Annotated in this window: 17 protein-coding genes and 2 pseudogenes; 6 read left to right on the plus strand and 13 right to left on the minus strand. The window is 68.0% G+C overall.

Going from position 1 to position 17,276, the window contains the following annotated elements; genetic code table 11:
* Positions 1-110 precede the first annotated feature (110 nt).
* The 11 genes and pseudogenes from GI374_RS14450 to GI374_RS14500 all read right to left on the minus strand — a co-directional run bounded on the left by GI374_RS14450 (position 111) and on the right by GI374_RS14500 (position 8,176).
* The gene (locus GI374_RS14450) at positions 111-257 is read right to left on the minus strand and encodes a hypothetical protein (protein ID WP_154337775.1); all 147 of its coding nucleotides are present in this window, start codon (positions 255-257) and stop codon (positions 111-113) included.
* A 70-nt stretch (positions 258-327) separates the two neighbouring features.
* Complete coding sequence (gene tnpB / locus GI374_RS14455; RefSeq protein WP_229583330.1) at positions 328-735, minus strand: IS66 family insertion sequence element accessory protein TnpB; 408 nt, start codon at positions 733-735, stop codon at positions 328-330.
* Positions 677-1,096, minus strand: coding sequence for a transposase (locus GI374_RS14460; protein ID WP_154337776.1), 420 nt, complete (start codon positions 1,094-1,096; stop codon positions 677-679). The genes tnpB and GI374_RS14460 overlap by 59 nt, the downstream gene beginning before the upstream one ends.
* 255 nt (positions 1,097-1,351) lie before the next feature.
* Positions 1,352-2,428 (minus strand): ABC transporter substrate-binding protein, encoded by a 1,077-nt coding sequence (locus GI374_RS14465; RefSeq protein WP_154337777.1) that lies wholly within the window; start codon positions 2,426-2,428, stop codon positions 1,352-1,354.
* A gap of 104 nt (positions 2,429-2,532) precedes the next feature.
* A pseudogene (locus tag GI374_RS14470) lies at positions 2,533-3,342 on the minus strand (M24 family metallopeptidase); the annotation flags it as partial.
* Positions 3,343-3,637: 295 nt separating this feature from the next.
* Positions 3,638-4,165, minus strand: a complete 528-nt coding sequence (locus GI374_RS14475) for an AMP-binding protein (protein ID WP_154337778.1) — start codon at positions 4,163-4,165, stop codon at positions 3,638-3,640.
* Positions 4,128-4,489: pseudogene (locus GI374_RS14480) on the minus strand (IS481 family transposase); the annotation flags it as partial. The pseudogene GI374_RS14480 and the gene GI374_RS14475, both read right to left, overlap by 38 nt.
* Positions 4,490-4,723: 234 nt before the next feature.
* A complete protein-coding gene (locus GI374_RS14485) occupies positions 4,724-5,650 on the minus strand; it encodes a dihydrodipicolinate synthase family protein (protein WP_370515375.1) in 927 nt (308 codons plus the stop codon).
* Between the two features lie 118 nt (positions 5,651-5,768).
* Entirely contained in the window at positions 5,769-7,265 is a 1,497-nt protein-coding gene (locus GI374_RS14490; protein ID WP_154337779.1) for an ABC transporter substrate-binding protein, read from the minus strand.
* Positions 7,266-7,291: 26 nt separating this feature from the next.
* Complete coding sequence (locus GI374_RS14495) at positions 7,292-7,768, minus strand: VOC family protein (protein WP_154337780.1); 477 nt, start codon at positions 7,766-7,768, stop codon at positions 7,292-7,294.
* 12 nt (positions 7,769-7,780) lie between these two features.
* Positions 7,781-8,176: a RidA family protein gene (locus GI374_RS14500; RefSeq protein WP_154337781.1), complete on the minus strand. Its 396-nt coding sequence runs from the start codon at positions 8,174-8,176 to the stop codon at positions 7,781-7,783.
* 210 nt (positions 8,177-8,386) lie between these two features.
* Between GI374_RS14500 and GI374_RS14505 the strand changes: the two genes are divergently transcribed.
* The 3 genes from GI374_RS14505 (at position 8,387) to GI374_RS14515 (ending at position 10,427) form a co-directional block, all read left to right on the plus strand.
* A complete protein-coding gene (locus GI374_RS14505; RefSeq protein WP_229583332.1) occupies positions 8,387-9,310 on the plus strand; it encodes a LysR family transcriptional regulator in 924 nt (307 codons plus the stop codon).
* A 62-nt stretch (positions 9,311-9,372) separates the two neighbouring features.
* On the plus strand, positions 9,373-10,221 hold the full coding sequence (locus tag GI374_RS14510) for an alpha/beta hydrolase (protein WP_195759934.1): 849 nt from the start codon (positions 9,373-9,375) through the stop codon (positions 10,219-10,221).
* Entirely contained in the window at positions 10,221-10,427 is a 207-nt protein-coding gene (locus GI374_RS14515; RefSeq protein ID WP_154337783.1) for a tautomerase family protein, read from the plus strand. Before GI374_RS14510 ends, GI374_RS14515 begins: the two co-directional genes overlap by 1 nt.
* Here GI374_RS14515 and GI374_RS14520 read toward each other — a convergent pair whose 3' ends face one another.
* Positions 10,428-11,255 (minus strand): DMT family transporter, encoded by an 828-nt coding sequence (locus tag GI374_RS14520; protein ID WP_229583336.1) that lies wholly within the window; start codon positions 11,253-11,255, stop codon positions 10,428-10,430. It lies immediately after the preceding gene.
* A 136-nt stretch (positions 11,256-11,391) separates the two neighbouring features.
* On the opposite strand from GI374_RS14520, the gene GI374_RS14525 reads away from it, so the two are divergent.
* Genes GI374_RS14525 through GI374_RS14535 form a run of 3 tightly spaced genes read left to right on the plus strand, consistent with a single transcriptional unit; the run spans position 11,392 to position 16,288 of the window.
* Complete coding sequence (locus tag GI374_RS14525) at positions 11,392-13,386, plus strand: hydantoinase B/oxoprolinase family protein (RefSeq protein WP_154337785.1); 1,995 nt, start codon at positions 11,392-11,394, stop codon at positions 13,384-13,386.
* Entirely contained in the window at positions 13,383-15,461 is a 2,079-nt protein-coding gene (locus GI374_RS14530) for a hydantoinase/oxoprolinase family protein (RefSeq protein ID WP_154337786.1), read from the plus strand. Before GI374_RS14525 ends, GI374_RS14530 begins: the two co-directional genes overlap by 4 nt.
* On the plus strand, positions 15,458-16,288 hold the full coding sequence (locus GI374_RS14535) for an alpha/beta hydrolase (protein WP_154337787.1): 831 nt from the start codon (positions 15,458-15,460) through the stop codon (positions 16,286-16,288). The genes GI374_RS14530 and GI374_RS14535 overlap by 4 nt, the downstream gene beginning before the upstream one ends.
* A gap of 17 nt (positions 16,289-16,305) precedes the next feature.
* Here GI374_RS14535 and GI374_RS14540 read toward each other — a convergent pair whose 3' ends face one another.
* Positions 16,306-17,154 (minus strand): alpha/beta hydrolase, encoded by an 849-nt coding sequence (locus GI374_RS14540; protein ID WP_195759936.1) that lies wholly within the window; start codon positions 17,152-17,154, stop codon positions 16,306-16,308.
* Positions 17,155-17,276 lie beyond the last annotated feature (122 nt).

The raw sequence follows: 17,276 nt of genomic DNA on the forward strand, positions 1-17,276 counted from the left end.
CGGCTTCCTGTTCCTTGATCATCCCGATGATCTGCGCATCGGTGAAGCGGCTTTTCCTCATCTCGTCTGCTCCTTCAGGTCGGGCAGACTCTACATCACGGCGAGGGAGCTTACGGGGGGCAGGTCACCCGCCGCAGCTCGCTGACGATGCTCTCCAGACGCCGCTGCGCCTCTTGCGCATCCGCAAGCGCCGCCTCGGTCTCGGCAAGCCGAGCCCGCAGGCGGGCGTTCTCTTCGGCGAGGGCGGCGGCGGGCATGGGCCCGATCAGGACACAGGCTTGCGCCGATGACCATGCCGAACGCGCGCGTGAGTCATTCGGCCGCAGGTCAGCCCGCGAGTTGCGGGCGCCGGGTCGCTTCCGGCCGGACGAGCCGCCAGTCGATCCCCTCGAACAGGGCCGCGAACTGCGCCGGCGACATCCGCATCACGCCGTCCCGCGCCTGCGGCCACACGAAGGCGCCGCCCTCCAGGCGCTTGTGCACCAGCACCATGCCCGTCCGGTCCCAGATCAGGACCTTGATCCGGTCGGCCCGCTTGGCGCGGAACACGAAGGCCGCGCCGCAGAACGGATCCAGCCCATCATCTCCTGGACCGCCAGGGCGAGGCCATCCATGCCCTTCCGGAAGTCCACCGGCCGGGTCGCCACGTAGACCCGAAGCTGCCCGTGCGCGGCGATCATCGCGACGCCGTCCGCACCGCCCGGAGCACCTGCGACAGTCGGACCTCGTCCACATCGGCGCCGATGCGGATGCTGACCCCGTCGACCACCAACTCGATCGTGCTCGCCGACTTGTGTCCGACGGCAGTGATCGTGGGGGGAGGCGCCTCCACCACCAGCGCGGCAAACGACGCTTCGTTCATCGACGAAGCCGGGATCGCCAGCTTCCCGGCGGCCAGCTTCCGGCGCCAGTCGTAGACCTGCCAGCGCGTCACGCCATGACGGCGCGCGACATCCACCACCTTCGCCCCGGGCATCAGGCTCTCCGCGGCGATCCGGGCACGCTCCACCTCGCTCCGCAGGCGCCGACCGCGCCCCTCGATCACGTCGATGCGGCCCGAAAAGCCGTCTGAAGAGCCGTCCAAGTAGCCGTCCATCGCGACGTCCAATCCCGTGAGCACCCAAGGATCAGTCGCATGCCTCGGTCAGCAACGGCAGGAGGGGGCCGGGGAGGCGCTTACCTCGTAAGTAACTGACTTTAAGGAAGGAATCTGGTTGCGGGGACAGTCAACCGCCGTAGCCTACCTCGATTGATGTGTTGGGTGTGACGATATCAGCCGCTTCGATCGCGCTCGCCACCACCTCCGTGATCGTCACCGCGTCGGCGCCACGATCGACCGCTCCCCCCCTCGTCAGCCGGCAGAGAGCCAGGCGTTGAACCGTTCGGTCAGCTCTGTTTCGTGGTCCACCCAGAACTCGTAGGACGACCCGAGCGCATTCCTCATGTTCTCGGGATTGGTGGGCATGTGCGGCGCCATCTCCGTCTTGCCGTCATGGTAGAGCCCGACGAGTTCAGCCGAGGATTTCCGCGCCGGTCCGTAGCCGATCCACTGCGCCTGATCGGCCAGCCGCTGCGTGCCGGTGGCGAACTTGATGAACTCGAGCGCCGCCTCCGGGTTCGGCGCGCCCTTGGGAATAGCGAAGAGGTTGTATTCGTAGACCTGTCCGTCCCAGACGATCTCGAACGGCTTGTCCTCGGTCACCGCGGCGTTGAAGATCCGGCCGTTGTAGGCGGCGGTCATGACCACCTCGCCATCGGCCAGCAGCTGCGGCGGCTGGGCGCCCGCCTCCCACCAGACGACATCGTTCTTGATCGTGTCGAGCTTGGCGAAGGCGCGGTCGATCCCCTCGGGGGTGGAGAGCACCTCATAGACGACCTCCGCCGGCACCCCGTCGCCCATCAGCGCCATCTCCAGCATCGCCTTGGGCACCCGCTTCAGCCCACGCTTGCCGGGGAATTTCTCCGTGTCGAAGAAGTCCGCGATGGTCTGCGGGCCGCCCTCCGGGAAGCGTGTGGCATCATAGGCGAAGATGGTCGAGAACACGATCGAGCCGACCGCGCATTCATGGAGCCCCTGCGGCAGGAAGTCCTCGGTTGCGGGCGTGCCGTCCGGGGCGGGCGGCAGGACGGCCGGGTCGATCTCCTCGAGCATCCCCTCGTCGCAGAGCCGGATAGCGTCGGCATATTCGACATCCACCACGTCGGTCGTGACGTTGTTCGCCTCGACCTGCGCCTTGATCGGGATCGCCGGGTTGTCGGTGTCGATCGAGACGACGGTGATGCCGGTCGCCGCGTGGAAGGGCTTGTGATAGGCTTCGACCTGGCTGCGGGCATAGGTGCCGCCCCAAGACATCACGGTGATCTGCTGGGCCGAGCCGGCGGTGACGAGGAGTGCCAGCGCGGTAGTGAGACCGAGGGTCTTCTTCATGGCATGCTTCCCCTGCTGGATGCTGTTTGCGTTGTGATTCGCCGCTTGCCGCGGCTGGCTTCAGGTGTCGGCAGTTGCGGGCTCCCGTGCACGGCCGCGGCCTTGGCGCCGACGATCAGGTGCTCGGGGCCGTAGGGAAAGCCGGTGATATTGCGGCTGCCGGTCTCGGTGATGACAAGGATGTCGTGCTCGCGATAGCCGCCGGCGCCGGGCAGATGATCGGGAATCGTGATCATCGGCTCCATGCTGACGACCATGCCGGGCTGCAGCACCGTCTCGCAGTCCTCCCGCAGTTCCAACCCGGCCTCGCGGCCGTAGTAATGGCAGAGCACGCCGAAGCTGTGCCCATAACCGAAGCTGCGATATTGCAGCAGATCGGCGCTCGCGTAGAGCTCGTTCAACTCCCGCGCCACCTCGCTGCAGCGTCGACCAGGAATCAGCAACTCCTTGCCCCGATCGTGGACGCGGCAGTTGAACTCCCAGAGCCGCAGGTTTTCTTCGGTCGCGGTCTCCGCGAACAGCGTGTGCTCAAGCGCGACATAGTAGCCAGAGACCATCGGGAAGCAGTTGAGCGACAGGATATCGCCGCGCTCGATCCGCCGCGAGGTGACCGGGTTGTGCGCGCCGTCGGTGTTGATGCCCGACTGGAACCAGGTCCAGGTATCCATCAGCTCGGCATGCGGCCAGGTTCGGGCGATCTCGCGCACCATCGTCGCGGTCGAATGCAGCGCCACCTCGTATTCGGGCACACCGACCGCGACGGCCTCGACCACGGCCGCGCCGCCGAGATCGGCGATCCGCGCCATCTTCTCGATGTGCTCGATCTCCTCCGGTGACTTCATCATCCGCAGCCGCATCGCGGGCCGGGCGATTTCGACGAACTCCATGTCCGGGAACTCGGCCTTCAGCAGATCCCTCTGATCACTTCGAAGACGGCTTGGGCATTCGGCACCGCGTCACCTGGACGTAGTCTTGCTTCAGTGTCTTCCGAACGCCTCCAACATGCCGTTATCCGGTATGTGACTCGCGGCGCCGTGCTCGTCCCGCTGTTCACTAGTGGAACGGCCTTATGGTGAGCCATCCGGGACGTGGGGCGCCGGGAGCGAGCCGCGGAAACGACCGAGCTTCAGCCGCTTATCGAAAGAAAAGCCAGCACTCCGGCCGGCTGGCGGAAGCTGTCCCGGTAAACGGTGTGCACCCAATCTGTCATCAGCGCGCGAGCGTCTTGCGCAAGCCTTGTTTGTGCCCGCGCAGGTCATAGGCCGGCGGCTGACCGCTTAGGTCGGCGGCGATTTCCTTTAGTGCCGCCTTCTGCAGCTTGCCCGTTGAGGTTGTAGGCAGGCTGTCAACAAAAAGCACGTAAGCTGGAACCTTGTAGTAGGCCAGTTCGCCCGCGGCGTGGGACAGAAGTTCCCTAGACATGGCCGCTTCGTCCGGCACCGCAGATTTCAGCGTCACTACAGCCAGCACCTCCTCGTCCCGGATCGGATCCGGCGCCGCTACCACCGCCACCTGGGCGACCTGCGGGTGCGAAGCCAGTGCGCCCTCGACTTCGATCGCGGCGATGTTCTCGCCCGAGCGGCGGATGATGTTCTTCTTGCGCTCGACGAAGTTCAGGCTGCCGTCCCGCCCCATCCGCATGACGTCGCCCGTGTGGAACCAGCCGCCCTCCCAGGCGCGGGCGTTTGCCTCCGGGTCGTTTGTCGCCGTCCATGTCCGGCAGACGGGATATGCCATGCCGCTGCAGGCACCGGTGCAAGGAAGACCGGGTCAGATGCGGGATCGTGGGCTGCAGGGCGTAGAGGCAGTCATCCAGCGGCAGCAGGCTGTGCGTCGGAAGGCGACGATCATGACCTCGTCCTCAGCACTGAGCACGGATGACTTCGGGGACGAAGGCCCCATAGGCCGGTCGGACACGTGGTCCCGCTTGCGCCATTTCTGCACGGTCGTCGGGCTGATCGAGTATCGCCGGGCCAGCGTCCTTACGCTTTTTTCACTCCGCTGTATCGCTCGACGGACCGCCTCCGGCGTTCGGGCGCTGCCGTGTAGAACCTGTCCCACATCGCCTCCATCAAAGAGGCGTTCGGTGTATCACCTCTTCGCGGGACCATACACCTAGCAGGCGCTCGATTCCAAACATGGAGGCGCAACCGCCAACACACACACGGACCTGCTTATGGTGCTGGCGTCGCGCCGACAACTGCCATCCAGGCCGGATGGCAGGCCCGACCTTCGGAAGCATCTGAAGTCATTCCTGGCCAGAATTCGCCCCATCACGGCTGCCTCGCCCGCACCTCAGATCATGCCGAGCTCCCGCATCGTGTTTGCGATCTTCTCGCGATCAGCGCCGCTCACGTCACGAAGCGGGGGGCGCACCCGGCCGCCGGGCACGCCGCGCGCGTCTAGGGCGGCCTTCAGGATCGCGGGACCCGAGCCGAACCGGCCGGTCAGTTCTGGAGTATACCATTCCCGCATCAGGACGCGGTCCTTGAGGCCGCATTCGCGCGCCGCCTCGATGTCGCCGGCCCAGAGGTGGTCGTAGAAACCAGGTTGCGTCCGTCCCAGCACGCCTCCTGCCCCCATGGTGCCGTCGCCGCCATGCAGGCGCAGGATCGTGAGGCCCAGTTCGTTCATCGGGAAGCCGAAGACCCGGACCCTGTCCTTGAGTGCAAAGAATGTTTCCGCGAAACGCGTGAAGTCCGGCGTGGACTGCTTGATGGCCACCACGGCGTCGATCTCGGCCAAGCGCTCCAACAGCGAGAGTGGCATGTCGATGCCGGTTCCCGGCGGCCAGTTGTAAACACAGATGGGCATGCTCGCCGCGCGACCGACTGTGGTGTAGAAGTCGACGATCTCGTCGTCGTTCGGTCGCAGGTACGGCGGCGCGGTGAGGAGGATGCCGTCGAGGCCGGCAGCCTTCGCATGCTTGGCCAAGGCGATGCTCTCGCCCGGTGTGAAGCTTGAGCAGCCGCCAATCAGCGGCAGCTTGCCGCCAAGTTGGGCCCCGGCCAGTTCGAACAGGCGGGCACGCTCGGCCGGACTCATGCTGGTCCATTCCCCGGTCGTGCCAGCCAGCACCAGCCCGTGCATGCCCTCGCCGTGCAGCCATTCCAGCAGCATGCCAAGACCCGGCTCGTCGAACGACAGGTCCTCGGCGAAGGGCGTAGTGATCGCGGGAAGGTAGCCTTGCCAGTTCACGCGGGATCGCTTGTCTTCTACCACTTGTGTTCTCCAGATGGCTGTTCGGGCGCTGCAGCGACGAAACCGCGGGCTGCCCGCCGGCTACCCGCCATGGGCCGGCGCGCCTCGAGGGCACGCCGGCATCGGTTTCAGACTGTGATTACTCGCCGAACTTGGCATTACGGAGCAGCGGGAAGCCATCGCCCGTCAGCTGAACGCCCGTCAGATCGGCGCGATGCGCGAAGATCGGGGCCTGGTGGTAGAGGTAGATGAGCGGCAGGTCCTCCATGACCTGCTCCGCCGCCTGCTGGAAGAGCGCAATCCGCTCCTGCGGGTCTACCGCGGCGCGGGTCGCCTCCAGCAGCCGATCCATCTCCGGGCTATTGTATTTGCCCACATTTCGGCCACCCGCCGAATGCAGCACCTGCGCGGCGACCGCGTCCAGATCGTTCGAGAACTGACCTCCGATCGGCCCCCAGGCCTCGAACTGGCCGTCCGACGTCAGCTGCAGCGTGGTGGCGAAATCGACCACGTTCAGTTTCGTGTCGAACCCTGCTTCCGAGGTCATCCCTTGGATCATTTCGGCCACCCGGACCGACAGCGGCCGGTTCGGGATCAGCAGCGTGATGGGCACCGGCTGGGTCACTCCGGCTTCCGCCAGCAGCGCCTTGGCGCCGTCGACGTCGCGCGGCGTGATCGGATGGTCGGTGTTGTAGAACTGCGAATCCGGGGCCGCGAACTGGTTCGCGGCCAGGTAGTAACCCGAGAACACCACATCCACGATCGCCTGCCGGTCGATCGCCTTCTCGAAGGCGCGGCGCACGCGCACGTCCTGGAACGGGCCGGGCGCCTCTAGGTTGAACATCAGCGCCTGCGAGTTGGCGGCGTAGTTCTGAAACATGGCAAGATTGGGGTCGGCCTTGACCGACTCAGCGAGCGCCGGGTCGAGCTTCTCGATGATGTCCACGTCGCCCGACTGCAGGTTCGCCAGCCGAACGCCGTCGGCGGGGATGATACGGAAGATCACGCGGTCAAACGCGTAGTCGTCCGCAAAGCGGTAGTTCGGGTCCTTCTCGAGCGTGATGCGGTCCTGGGCGACGCGGTCCACGTATTTGTAGGGCCCGACGCAGACCGGGGCGCGGCCGATGTTGTCGCCCTCGCGCTCGAGCGCAGTGGGCGACATGTAGATGCCGTTGCGCTCGGCCAAGGTCCCCAGCAGCTGCACGGCCGGCTGCGCCACGCGGATGATCACCGTCTGCGGGTCCGGCGTCTCGATCTCGGTGATGGCGAGCAGGTCGGAATGGCGTTGCGTTCCCGGCGCGCGGGCGCGGTCGAGGTTGACCTTGACGGCGGCGGAATCGAACGGCGTGCCGTCCTGGAAGGTCACGCCGCTGGCCAGCTTCAGCGTCAGGGCCAGGCCGTCGTCGGACCAGTCCCAGCTCTCGGCGAGGCCCGGCTGGATGTTGAGCTGCGGGTCGGTATAGAGCAGCCGCTCGCACATTGTGGTCAGGACGGTGATGCCGGTGGCGGTCGTGTTCGAGACCGGGTCGAGCGCGTCGGGGTCATCCGATAGCGCAAAGCGCAAGTCGGCGGCACTGGCGGCGCCGGCCAGCAGGCTGCCGGCCATCAACGCCGAAATCAGAAGCTTCTTGGACATCGTTCAGGCCCTCCCCGGCCCAGCTGTCAGTTCACGACGGACGTCAGCACCAGATCGCTCTGCGGATCGGTGATCTGCTGCAGCTCGACGAAATTCCCGTCCGGGTCGCGGCAGTAGCACAGCCGCATCGGCCCGACGTCGATCGGCGCCGCGTTGAAGGCGATCCCAGCCTCAGCGAGGCGAGCGTGGTCGGCGATCACGTCGTCGCTGTCGAGACAGATGTGCGAATAGCCGCCCTGCGACAGGGCGCGGTCGTCGGTCCGCTGCGACTCGGGCGCCTTGTATTCGAATATCTCGAGAAAGGCGTTGCCGGCCTTGAGCAGGACCGAGCGCGCTGTGGAATCGGGAACGCCGGTGATGGTCCCGGCGAAGGCCGACATCTCGGTGCCGGATTCCCAGCCGAACGAGAAGACCTCCTCAAAGCCGAGAAGGTCGCGGTAGAACGCCAGCAGCCGGTCGAGATCGGCGGTGGTGATCGAAGGATGGTGGATGCCGCGCAGCATGGTCGTCACTCCTCAGGCCAGGGCGGTCGCCTCGATCTCGACGAGGAGATCGGGCGAGAAGAGGCGGGCGACCTGCACCAGCGTGCTCGCCGGGCGGTGGCCAAGGGCGTTGAACGGTCCGACGATCTCGCCCCAGTTGGCGAGCGTGGCGTCGATGTCGGTCGTGTAGACGCGGATGCCGGCCACGTTCTCGTAGGTCATGCCGGCGTCTGCCAGCACGCGGCCGAGGTTCTCCAGCACCAGCTTCAGCTGCGCCTTCATGTCGCCCGAATGCTGCGGGGCGCCGTCAGGCCCGGTCGCGCACTGGCCCGAGAGGGTCAGCATGCGGCTGGCGCCGCTGACCTCGGTCGCATGGGCGAAGCCGAAGCCGTCCTGCCAGTTCCACGGGTTGATCGAACGGGTGTTCATCACGTGCTCCTTCCTGTTGGCGAGATGCGCCGGGGCGAACCGGGATACGGCTCGGCCCCGCGGTAGCCGGTCGGGTCGGCCGCCGGGCGGCCCAACTTCTCTTTGCGGCAAATCGCCACAGGACCGCCACCGCATCAATGACATGCAACCGCGCCAATCGTTGCGCTGAGCGCAACGCATCACTAAGACCCGTCTGCGGAGGAAGCCTGCATGTCCGAAACCGGCCTGCGCTATCTGCTGGAGGCCCTGCGCGCGGGGTCCATGCGTGCGGCGGGCGACCGGCTCGACGTCGCCGCCTCGTCCATCAGCCGCCAGATCGCCCAGCTCGAGGAACACTACGGCGCCGCCCTCGTCGAGAAGGGCCGGCGCGGCATACGCCTGACACGCGCGGGCGAGATCGTGGTGGAGCACTATCGCAACCAGCTCGCCGACCGCGAGGCGCTGCACGCGCGGCTGGCGGACCTGCGGGCGGTTCGCACAGGTGAGGTGACGCTGGCGGTCGGCGAGGGTTTCCTGGGCCGCAGCCTCACCGACATGATCACCCGCTTCCGCCAGGACCATCCCGGCATCCAGCTGAGCATCATCGTGGGAACCAGCCAGGACATCGCGCGGATGGTCGCCGAGGACGAGGCGCATCTGGGGCTGGTCTTCCAGATCCCGCACGATCCGAAGCTGCAGGTGCGCAACGTGATCGCCCAACCGCTGATGGTCATCGCGGCGCCCGACCACCCCCTGGCCGAGGCCGCGCAGGTGTCGATCGCCGACCTGCACGATTATCCGCTCTGCCTGATGGAGCGCAGCTTCCGCATCCGCCAGATCCTCGCCGAAGCCGAGGCCGGCAGCGGCCGCTATCTCGCGCCGGCGGTCACGACCAACTCGATCTTCATGATGCTGGACCTCGCCCGCACCGGCGGCGCGCTGACGATCCTGCCACGGCTGTCGGTCTGGAGCGAGTTGCAGCGGGGCGCCCTGGTCGCGATCCCGATTGCCGGCGTGGAGATGGAGCGCACGAGCGTCAGCCTGATCCTCCGCGCCGGGCGCAAGCTCGAAGGCGCACCGGCGCGGTTCCTCGCCGCGCAGGAACGGCTGTTGCGGCAGTGGGCGCAGACGCAGCCGGACGCCGGCCGTCTGTGAGGCGCTTGCGCCGGGCGCCGGAAGCGGATTTGATCGAAGATCATAGCCCAAGGGAGACCGCCGTGATTGCCAGAGATCTGCCGGAACAGACGCCCATCAATCCCGCGGCCGACGCCTATGCCGAGACCGCCCTGCTCCGCTCCTCGGGCGTTCCTCGCATCGCCGACATCCCCTTCGGCGCCGATCCCGAGCAGCGGCTGGACGTCTACCTCCCCCATGCGCGGCCGCAGCCGGGCGCCGGTTGGCCGGTCTTCGTCTTCTGGCATGGCGGCGGCTTCACCCACGGCCACAAGGAGTGGTGCGGCTTCATGGCGCCGGCGGTGACGGCGCTGCCGGCGATCCTCGTCTCGGCCAATTACCGCCTCATTCCCCGGGCCCATTCCGAGCAGCAGATGGACGACGCGCGCGCGGCGATCCGCTGGGTCATGGACAACATCGGGCAGTTCGGCGGCGATCGGCGGCGGCTGGTGATCGGCGGCCATTCCGCCGGCGGCAACATCGCCGCACGGCTGGAACTGGATGCCGGTCGGCGCCGCGCCGCGGGCATCCCCGACGGCGCGATCAAGGCCGTGCTGCCGATGAGCGGCAGCTACGCCACGCGAACCGGAAGCCTGCATCCCGATCCCGCGCGGCGGCTTCCCTCCGACAGCCCGGACTGCGCCGCCGAGTTCGACCACAGCAGCGCCGCCCCGTTCACGGTGTGCTGGGGCACCAAGGAGCGCGATCCCTTCCCGCAGAACGGCGCCGCCTTCGCGGACCTGCTGGAAAGCCGCGGCATGGAGGTGCGGCGCCTGCCGATCGAGGGCGCGGACCATTTCGCCGTCCACCTCGCAGCGGGCGACCGCGACAACCTCTATTTCCAGGCCGTCGCGGCGGCGCTTGCCCGTAGCGGCGCCGAGGTCCTGGCGTAATGGCCATCGTGCAGATCACCCTCGTCCGCGGACGCAGCCCGGAGCAGAAGGCGGCGATCGCCGCTGCCATAAATGCGGCGATGGTCAATATCGCGGGATCGCCTGCGGACCATATCAACATCGTCTTCCACGAGATCGAGCGGGACAACTGGGCGATCGCCGGGCAGATGCTGCCGGACTATGTCCGCAACACCGGGAAAGGCTGATCACCGCCCGCGCCCGCTCCGCAACGACATCAGCGTCCCAAGCGCGATGATCGCCATGCCGGCCAGCGCCTGCGCGTTCGGCACCTCGCTGAACACGAGGTAGCCCAACACGCCGGCGAAGATCGCGCGCGAGAAATCCACCGGCGCGATGACCGATGCCTCGCCGACCCGAAGCGCGCCGATCATGCTGGTGTTGCCGAGAACGCTCAGCAGCCCGGTCGCCACCAGCAGCATCAGCGTGGCGGGCTCCGGAGTCTGCCAGCTCCAGATCGCCAGCGGCGCGAGGATCAGCGTCCCGATCGCCGTCTGGTTCAACAGCAGCACCTCGGCCGGGTCCGTCTGCGCCAGCCTCCGGGTCAGGATCGCCCCGGCCGCCGCCGCCGCCGCCGACACGACTCCGGCCGCGAGGCCAAGGACGGAAATCTGCTGCCCGGCCGTCGGATCCGACAGGATCAGCACCCCGCTGAAGCCGACAAGGACGGCCGCCCAGCGCCAGATGCCTGTCGCTTCGGCAAGGAACAGCCCGGCGAAGAGCGTGACGAACATCGCCTTGGAGAAGCTGATCGAGGTCGAGACGGCGAGCGGCAGTTGCGCCACGGCGTAGAAGCCGGTCAGCATGCTGAGCATCAGCGCCAGTGACCGCAGCAGGTGCGTCCACCGCCGCTCGCCCTGCATCAGCAGCGGCCCGAGCCGGCGAACGGCGCGACCGCTGATGAAGGCGAACTGCGTCGCCACCGAGAAGAACATGATGACGAACAGAGGGACCTCCGGGGCCACCGCCTTGATGATCATGACCATCAGCGAATAGATCAGCGCATTGACGAGCATCAGCATCGCTCCGCGAGCGTTCCCGGCCAGCTGCTCCCACCATCTTTGCATCCTGCCCCGCATGCCGCTCCCGGTTCCTGTTGACAGACCGTGGCTGATCTTTGATCATAAATCGGTGACATGACAGGGCACATGCATGACCCTCGACGCAACCGAATTCGAGATCCTCCGCCACAAGACCACCGCCGCGGCCGAGGAGATGGGCCTGACCCTGCAGCGCAGCGCCCGAACGATCTACGTAAAGGAGGTCTCGGACTTCGCCACAGCGATCGCCGGTCTCGACGGCAAGGCCTTCGCCTATCCCGAGATGCTCGGCGTCTCGGCCTTCGTGGACCTCGACCTGCGTCCGACCCTGGCAGCGTTCCCGGACCTTGCGCCGGGCGACGTGATCCTCAGCAACCTGCCTTACGCCAACGGGGCGCTCTCGACCCATCTGCCCGACCTGCAGTTGGTGCGGCCCTTCTTTCATGGCGAGCGGCTGATCGGCTACGGCTGGAGCATGGCGCACACCTCCGACATAGGCGGCGGCGTTCCCAGCTCCATCTCGCCGCGGTTCAGCGACATCTACCAGGAAGGCCTGCAGATCCCGCCTGTGCGGCTGCTGCATCAGGGCCGGATGGATGACGGCGTGCTGGCCATCTATCGCGCCAACTGCCGCTCGCCGCGAACCAACATGGGCGACGTGCGCGCGATGCTCTCGGCCCTCGAGACGGGCGAGCGCCGAATTGCCGCCATCGCAGCGGCTCACGGGGACGACGCGGTGATCGGCTTCCAGACGCAGCTGGCGGACTATGCCTGCGAGAAGGCGCGGCCGATCCTCGACCTCATCCCCGAGGGAAGCTTCGACTACTGGGACTACCTGGACCACGATTTCGTGTCGAACATCCCGGTCCGGCTGCGCTGCCGCCTGACGCGCGAAGGGTCCCGCATCCATTTGGATTTCACCGGCACCGACCCGCAGCTCGCCTCGGCCTTCAACCTGCCGACCGCAGGGCTGCGCAATCCCTATCTCACCATCCGCCTCCTGCATCTGCTGACCAGCCACGACCCTACCGCACCTTACAACCACGGCCTGCTGCGTGACATCGAGGCGGATGCGCCGGCGGGCAGCGTGCTCAACCCGCAGTATCCGGCTGCCTGCGGGGTGCGCCATGCGACGGTGATGCGCCTCATCGACACGGTGTCGGGCGCGCTGCACCTGGCCAATCCGGCGCTCGCCCCGGTGGCGGGCGGCGGCACCGTGCTTCCGGTGGTTCTGGTGGACCACGACCCGGTGACGGGCGAGGCCCGGCCGATGGTGATCCAGTCGATCGTCTGCGGCTCGGGCGCGCGCGACGGTTCGGACGGGGTGGATGGCCGCGAGGCGGGGCTGTCAAACACGCGCAATTCGCCGATCGAGCGGACCGAGGACGAAGCCCCCGTGTTGGTCGAGCACTACGGCCTGCGCTGCAATTCCGGCGGACCCGGCCGATGGCGGGGCGGCTGCGGGCTGGTCTACACCATCCGCATGCTCAAGGACGACCTCAGCGTGCTGGCGCGCGGGCTGGAGCGGTTCCGCTTCGCCCCCTGGGGCGGGGCCGGCGGGCGCCCGGCCCCGAACTGCCGGGTTGTCGTCAACATCGGCCGCGAGGACGAGCGCGAGCTGATGCGCATCGACATGCTGCCGCTTCGCAAGGGCGACACGATCACCTTCATGACCCCCGGTGGCGGCGGCTTCGGCGATCCGTTCAGCCGCCCGCCCGAGGCGGTGCTGGCGGACGTGCTGTCGGGCTTCGTCTCGATCGAGGCCGCAGCCTGCGACTACGGCGTGGCGATCCGCGGCGAGGCGGTGGATGCGAAGGCGACAACCGCGTTTCGGGATGGGCGGGAGGGCATCCGGTCTGACGATATCGACGCCGGCAGCTTCCGCGAGAACTGGGACGCCGTCTTGACCGACGCTCTCGTGTGCCGGATGATCAAGGCGCTCGAGCCGCTGCCGCCGACCGCCCGCGCGCGTCGCCGCCGACGCCTTTACGAAGCTGCCCTTCCGGCCCTGGCATCCGACGAGCCGCTGCACCTGCCGGACCCCGCGTCCGCCCGCGCGGCCTTCGAGCGCGAGATCGCAGCCCTGGAACGCGAGGTGCACGCATGAGTGCGAACTGGCGGCTCGGCATCGACGTCGGCGGCACCTTCAATGACCTGGTCGCGGTCCGTGAGGGAGACGGCCTGCGGATCGACTACAAGCAGCCCAGCGTTCCCGCCGACCCGTCTAAAGCGGTCGAGGCGGGCCTGCGAGGCCTGATGGAGAAGGCCGGAGTCGTTCCGGGGCAGGTCAGCCGCATCATGCACGGCACCACGCTGGCGCTGAACACGATCCTGCAGCGGCGCGGCGCGCGTCTCGCGATGGTTGTCTCGCGGGGCAACGGCGACGTGCTGGAGATCGCGCGCTCGCGCGTGGCCTCGGCCTTCGACTTCACGCTGAAGCGCGAAACGCCGCTGATCCCCCGCAACCGGGTCTACGAGATCGACGCGCGGATCATGGCTGACGGTTGCATCGACGCGCGGCCGGACGCGGCGGCGCTCGACGCCCTGGCCGAGCGGATCGCGGCGACGCGCGTGGATGCGGTGGCGGTGATGCTGCTCAACTCCTACCGCCACCCGGAGCTGGAGGCGGAGGTGGCGCAGGCGATCCGGCAGCGCCTCCCCGGCCTGGCAGTGACGGCAAGCGCCGCGGTCTGGCCGGAGTTGCGCGAATACGAGCGTGCGATGCTCGCCGCGCTGAACGCCTATGTCCAACCGTTGATGGAAAGCTACCTCGACCGGCTGGCGCAACGCCTGGCGGCGCTGGGCCTGACCGCACCGCTGTTCATCACCACCAACAACGGCGGCTCCGTCGCGCTGGCCTCGGCCCGGGCGCGGCCGATCGAGGCGGCGCTGTCGGGCCCCTCCTCCGGCGTGACCGCGGCCATCCGCGAGGCACCCGCGCGCCTGCGCGACCGGCTGGTGACGCTGGACATGGGCGGCACCTCGACCGACATGGCGGTCGTGCTGGACGCGTTGCCCGAATACACGAACGAGGCGAGGATCGGGGACTTCCCGGTGATCCTGCCGGTTGTCGCGGTGACGGCGATCGGCGCCGGTGGCGGATCGCAGATCATGATCGACGCGCAGGGCGTGATGAAGGTCGGGCCGGAAAGCGCCGGCTCCGATCCGGGGCCGGTCTGCTACGGGCGGGGAGGCGAGACGCCGACCGTGACCGACTGCTACCTGACCACGGGCATCCTCGCCGCGGATGCCTTCCTCGGGGGCCGGATGCCGCTTGACGCGCAATCGGCGGCCGCGGCGCTGTCGCAACTCGGCGCAGGGTTCGGGATCGACGGCGCCGGCGCAGGCGCGAGGACGGCGGCCGCGGCGCTGCGCGTGGCGACGGCGATGATGGCGGTCGAGCTGTCGAAGCTGCTCGCGCGGCGCGGGCTGGATCACCGGGACTTCACTCTGGTCGCCTTCGGCGGGGCCGGGGCGACGCATGCGACGATGCTGGCGGCCGAAGCGGGATTGCCCCAAGTCCTGATCCCGCGCACTCCGGGAACCTTCTGCGCCCTCGGCGCGGCCCTTGCCGATGTCCGCCGCGACTATGCCCGCTCGCTCGCGGCCATGCTGACGGCTGATGGCGAGGGATACGGGCCGATCGCATTGGTTCTGGATGAACTGGTGACCGAGGCGTCGGACTGGGCGCGGGCTGAGGCGGACGGTAACGGCGCCCTGCCGCTGCACTTCCAGGTGATGGCCGAGATGCGGTTCGGGGATCAGGCCCATGCGCTTGAGGTCTTCGTTCCCGAGGATCAGCGCGAGCAACTCGATGGCCCGGCGCTGCTCGAGCTGTTCCATCAGGAACACGCGCGCCTCTACGGCTTCTCCAGCCGTGACGACGCGGTGCGCGTCTCGACCCTGCGGGTATCGGTCTCTGCCCCGAGCGGCGAGTTGCCCGATCCGCCGATGGTCATGTCCGTGTCCGCTCCCCCGCAAAGCCGCCCGGTATTCAACGCCGGCCAGTGGGTCGAGGCCGAGGTCCGCCGCCGGTCCGGTCTCGCCGCTGGCAACGTGATCGCCGGTCCGGCGATCATCGAGCAGGACGACACCACCGTCTGGATCGTCCCCGGCTGGAGCGCGCGGGTCGAGCCGGACGGCAACCTCCTCATCTCCCCCGATCAAGAAGACGAGCGATGATCTTTCACAAGGTTGACGATTTCACCGACGCCTACGCCAACGCGCCCCACATCGCCGGCGGCGACCGCTGGCCGGACGAATGGGTGAAGCCTGCGGCCGACTACCGCGCGGCGATGACGGCGGCCGGCCGGTTCCGCGGCGGCATCTCCTACGGCCCGCATGAGCGGCACGCGCTTGACCTGTTCCTGCCGGACGGCGCTCCGCGCGGCCTGGTGGTCTTCATCCACGGCGGCTACTGGAAAAGCCTCGATCGCAGCTACTGGTCGCATTTCGCCTATGGCGCGGTGCAGCGCGGGTTCGCCGTGGCGATGCCGTCCTACCAGCTCTGCCCCGAGGTCCGCATCACCGACATCGGCCGCCAGATCGCCGCCGCGATCGCCTGCGCGGCCGGGGAAGTTCCGGGACAGATCGCAGTCACCGGCCACTCGGCCGGCGGTCACCTGACCGCGCGCATGGTCAGCAGCGGCACGCCCCTTCCCGCCGCGGTCCTCGACCGGATCAGGGTGGCCGTGCCGATCTCCGGCCTGCACGACCTGCGCCCGCTCATGCGGTCGGAGCTGAATGCCGACCTGCGGGTCGACGAGGCCGAGGCCCTGGCCGAGAGCCCCGCCCTGCTGCGGCCGGTAGGCCATGCCCGGATCTGCGCCTGGGTCGGCGGCGCGGAACGGAGCGAGTTCCTGCGCCAGAACGAGCTGCTCGCCAACGTCTGGACCGGCCTCGGCGCCGCGACCTGCGCCTATGCCGAGCCCGACCGGCACCACTTCGACGTGCTGGACGGCCTGACCGATCCCAACCACGCGCTGACGCGGATCGTGACCGACGTGTGAACGACGGCGCGCGCCCGTCAGGGCGTGCCCAGCATCCGCTGCCGCACCTGCCGCGTCCACGGCACGGCGGGGTCGCCCGCGCGCAGGTGGACCTCGAAGTGGTCCAAACCCGGCTCGATCAGGGTCTCGACCTTCTGCCCGCCCGCCGCGAGGGCCGCAGCGAATGCGGCGCCCGCCTCGTGAACATAGGGCTTCTCGGCTCCGCCCCAGCAGATCAGGAACGGGTGCCGCGCGCCCTGCGCCGTCACCAGCTCGACCGGGCTGTCGGGATCATCGGCACCGACGCGCAGCGCCGGATCGGCCTCCAGATCGCCGAGCCGCCGCTGGAAGTTGCCGCTGATCGGAAAGACCCCTTGGATGTCGCTGTCGGACAGCCCCGCGGTTTCGCGGCGATCATGCCGCAACGCCATCTCCGCCGCCGCCTGCGCGCCCGCGGAATGGCCGCCGAGGTAGATCCGGCGCGGATCGGCCCCGAACCGCAGTGCCTGATCCCGCATCAGCTTCAGGGCCGCGAAACAGTCGTCCAGGATATCCCGATGCGCCGTTCCGGGGGCGAGCCGGTAGCTGGCGGAAACGAGGATCGCCGGAAAGCCGGTGACGGCCTCGGCCATGAGGCTGCACCACTCCTTGTAGCCGTGGGTGAAGTTGCCGCCGTGAAAGAACAGCAGGACCGGCAGGTCCCTGCCCGAGGGGGGCGTCCAAACATCCACCTTTTGCCAGTAGTCGGGACCGTAGACCACATCTGCGATCAGCCGCATCCGCCCTGCCTCGGCCCGCGCGGCCGCGGCCGCATGCAGTTCGAGGCAGCGGGCGGCGTAGGCATCGGCGTCGGGATTGATCGGGGATTGCGGCGGAAGCGCGAGCATGGGCGCCGAACCTCTCGTCCTGAAAAGTGAAGCAGCGAGCCGAAGCTGCCGATTGACTCCAATGCGAGTCTCTCGCAGCCTTTTCTGATCTATGATCATATAATAATCGACAGGGAACACGA

This window comes from Paracoccus sp. S-4012, from assembly GCF_009674885.1.
Taxonomy (GTDB): Bacteria; Pseudomonadota; Alphaproteobacteria; order Rhodobacterales; family Rhodobacteraceae; genus Paracoccus.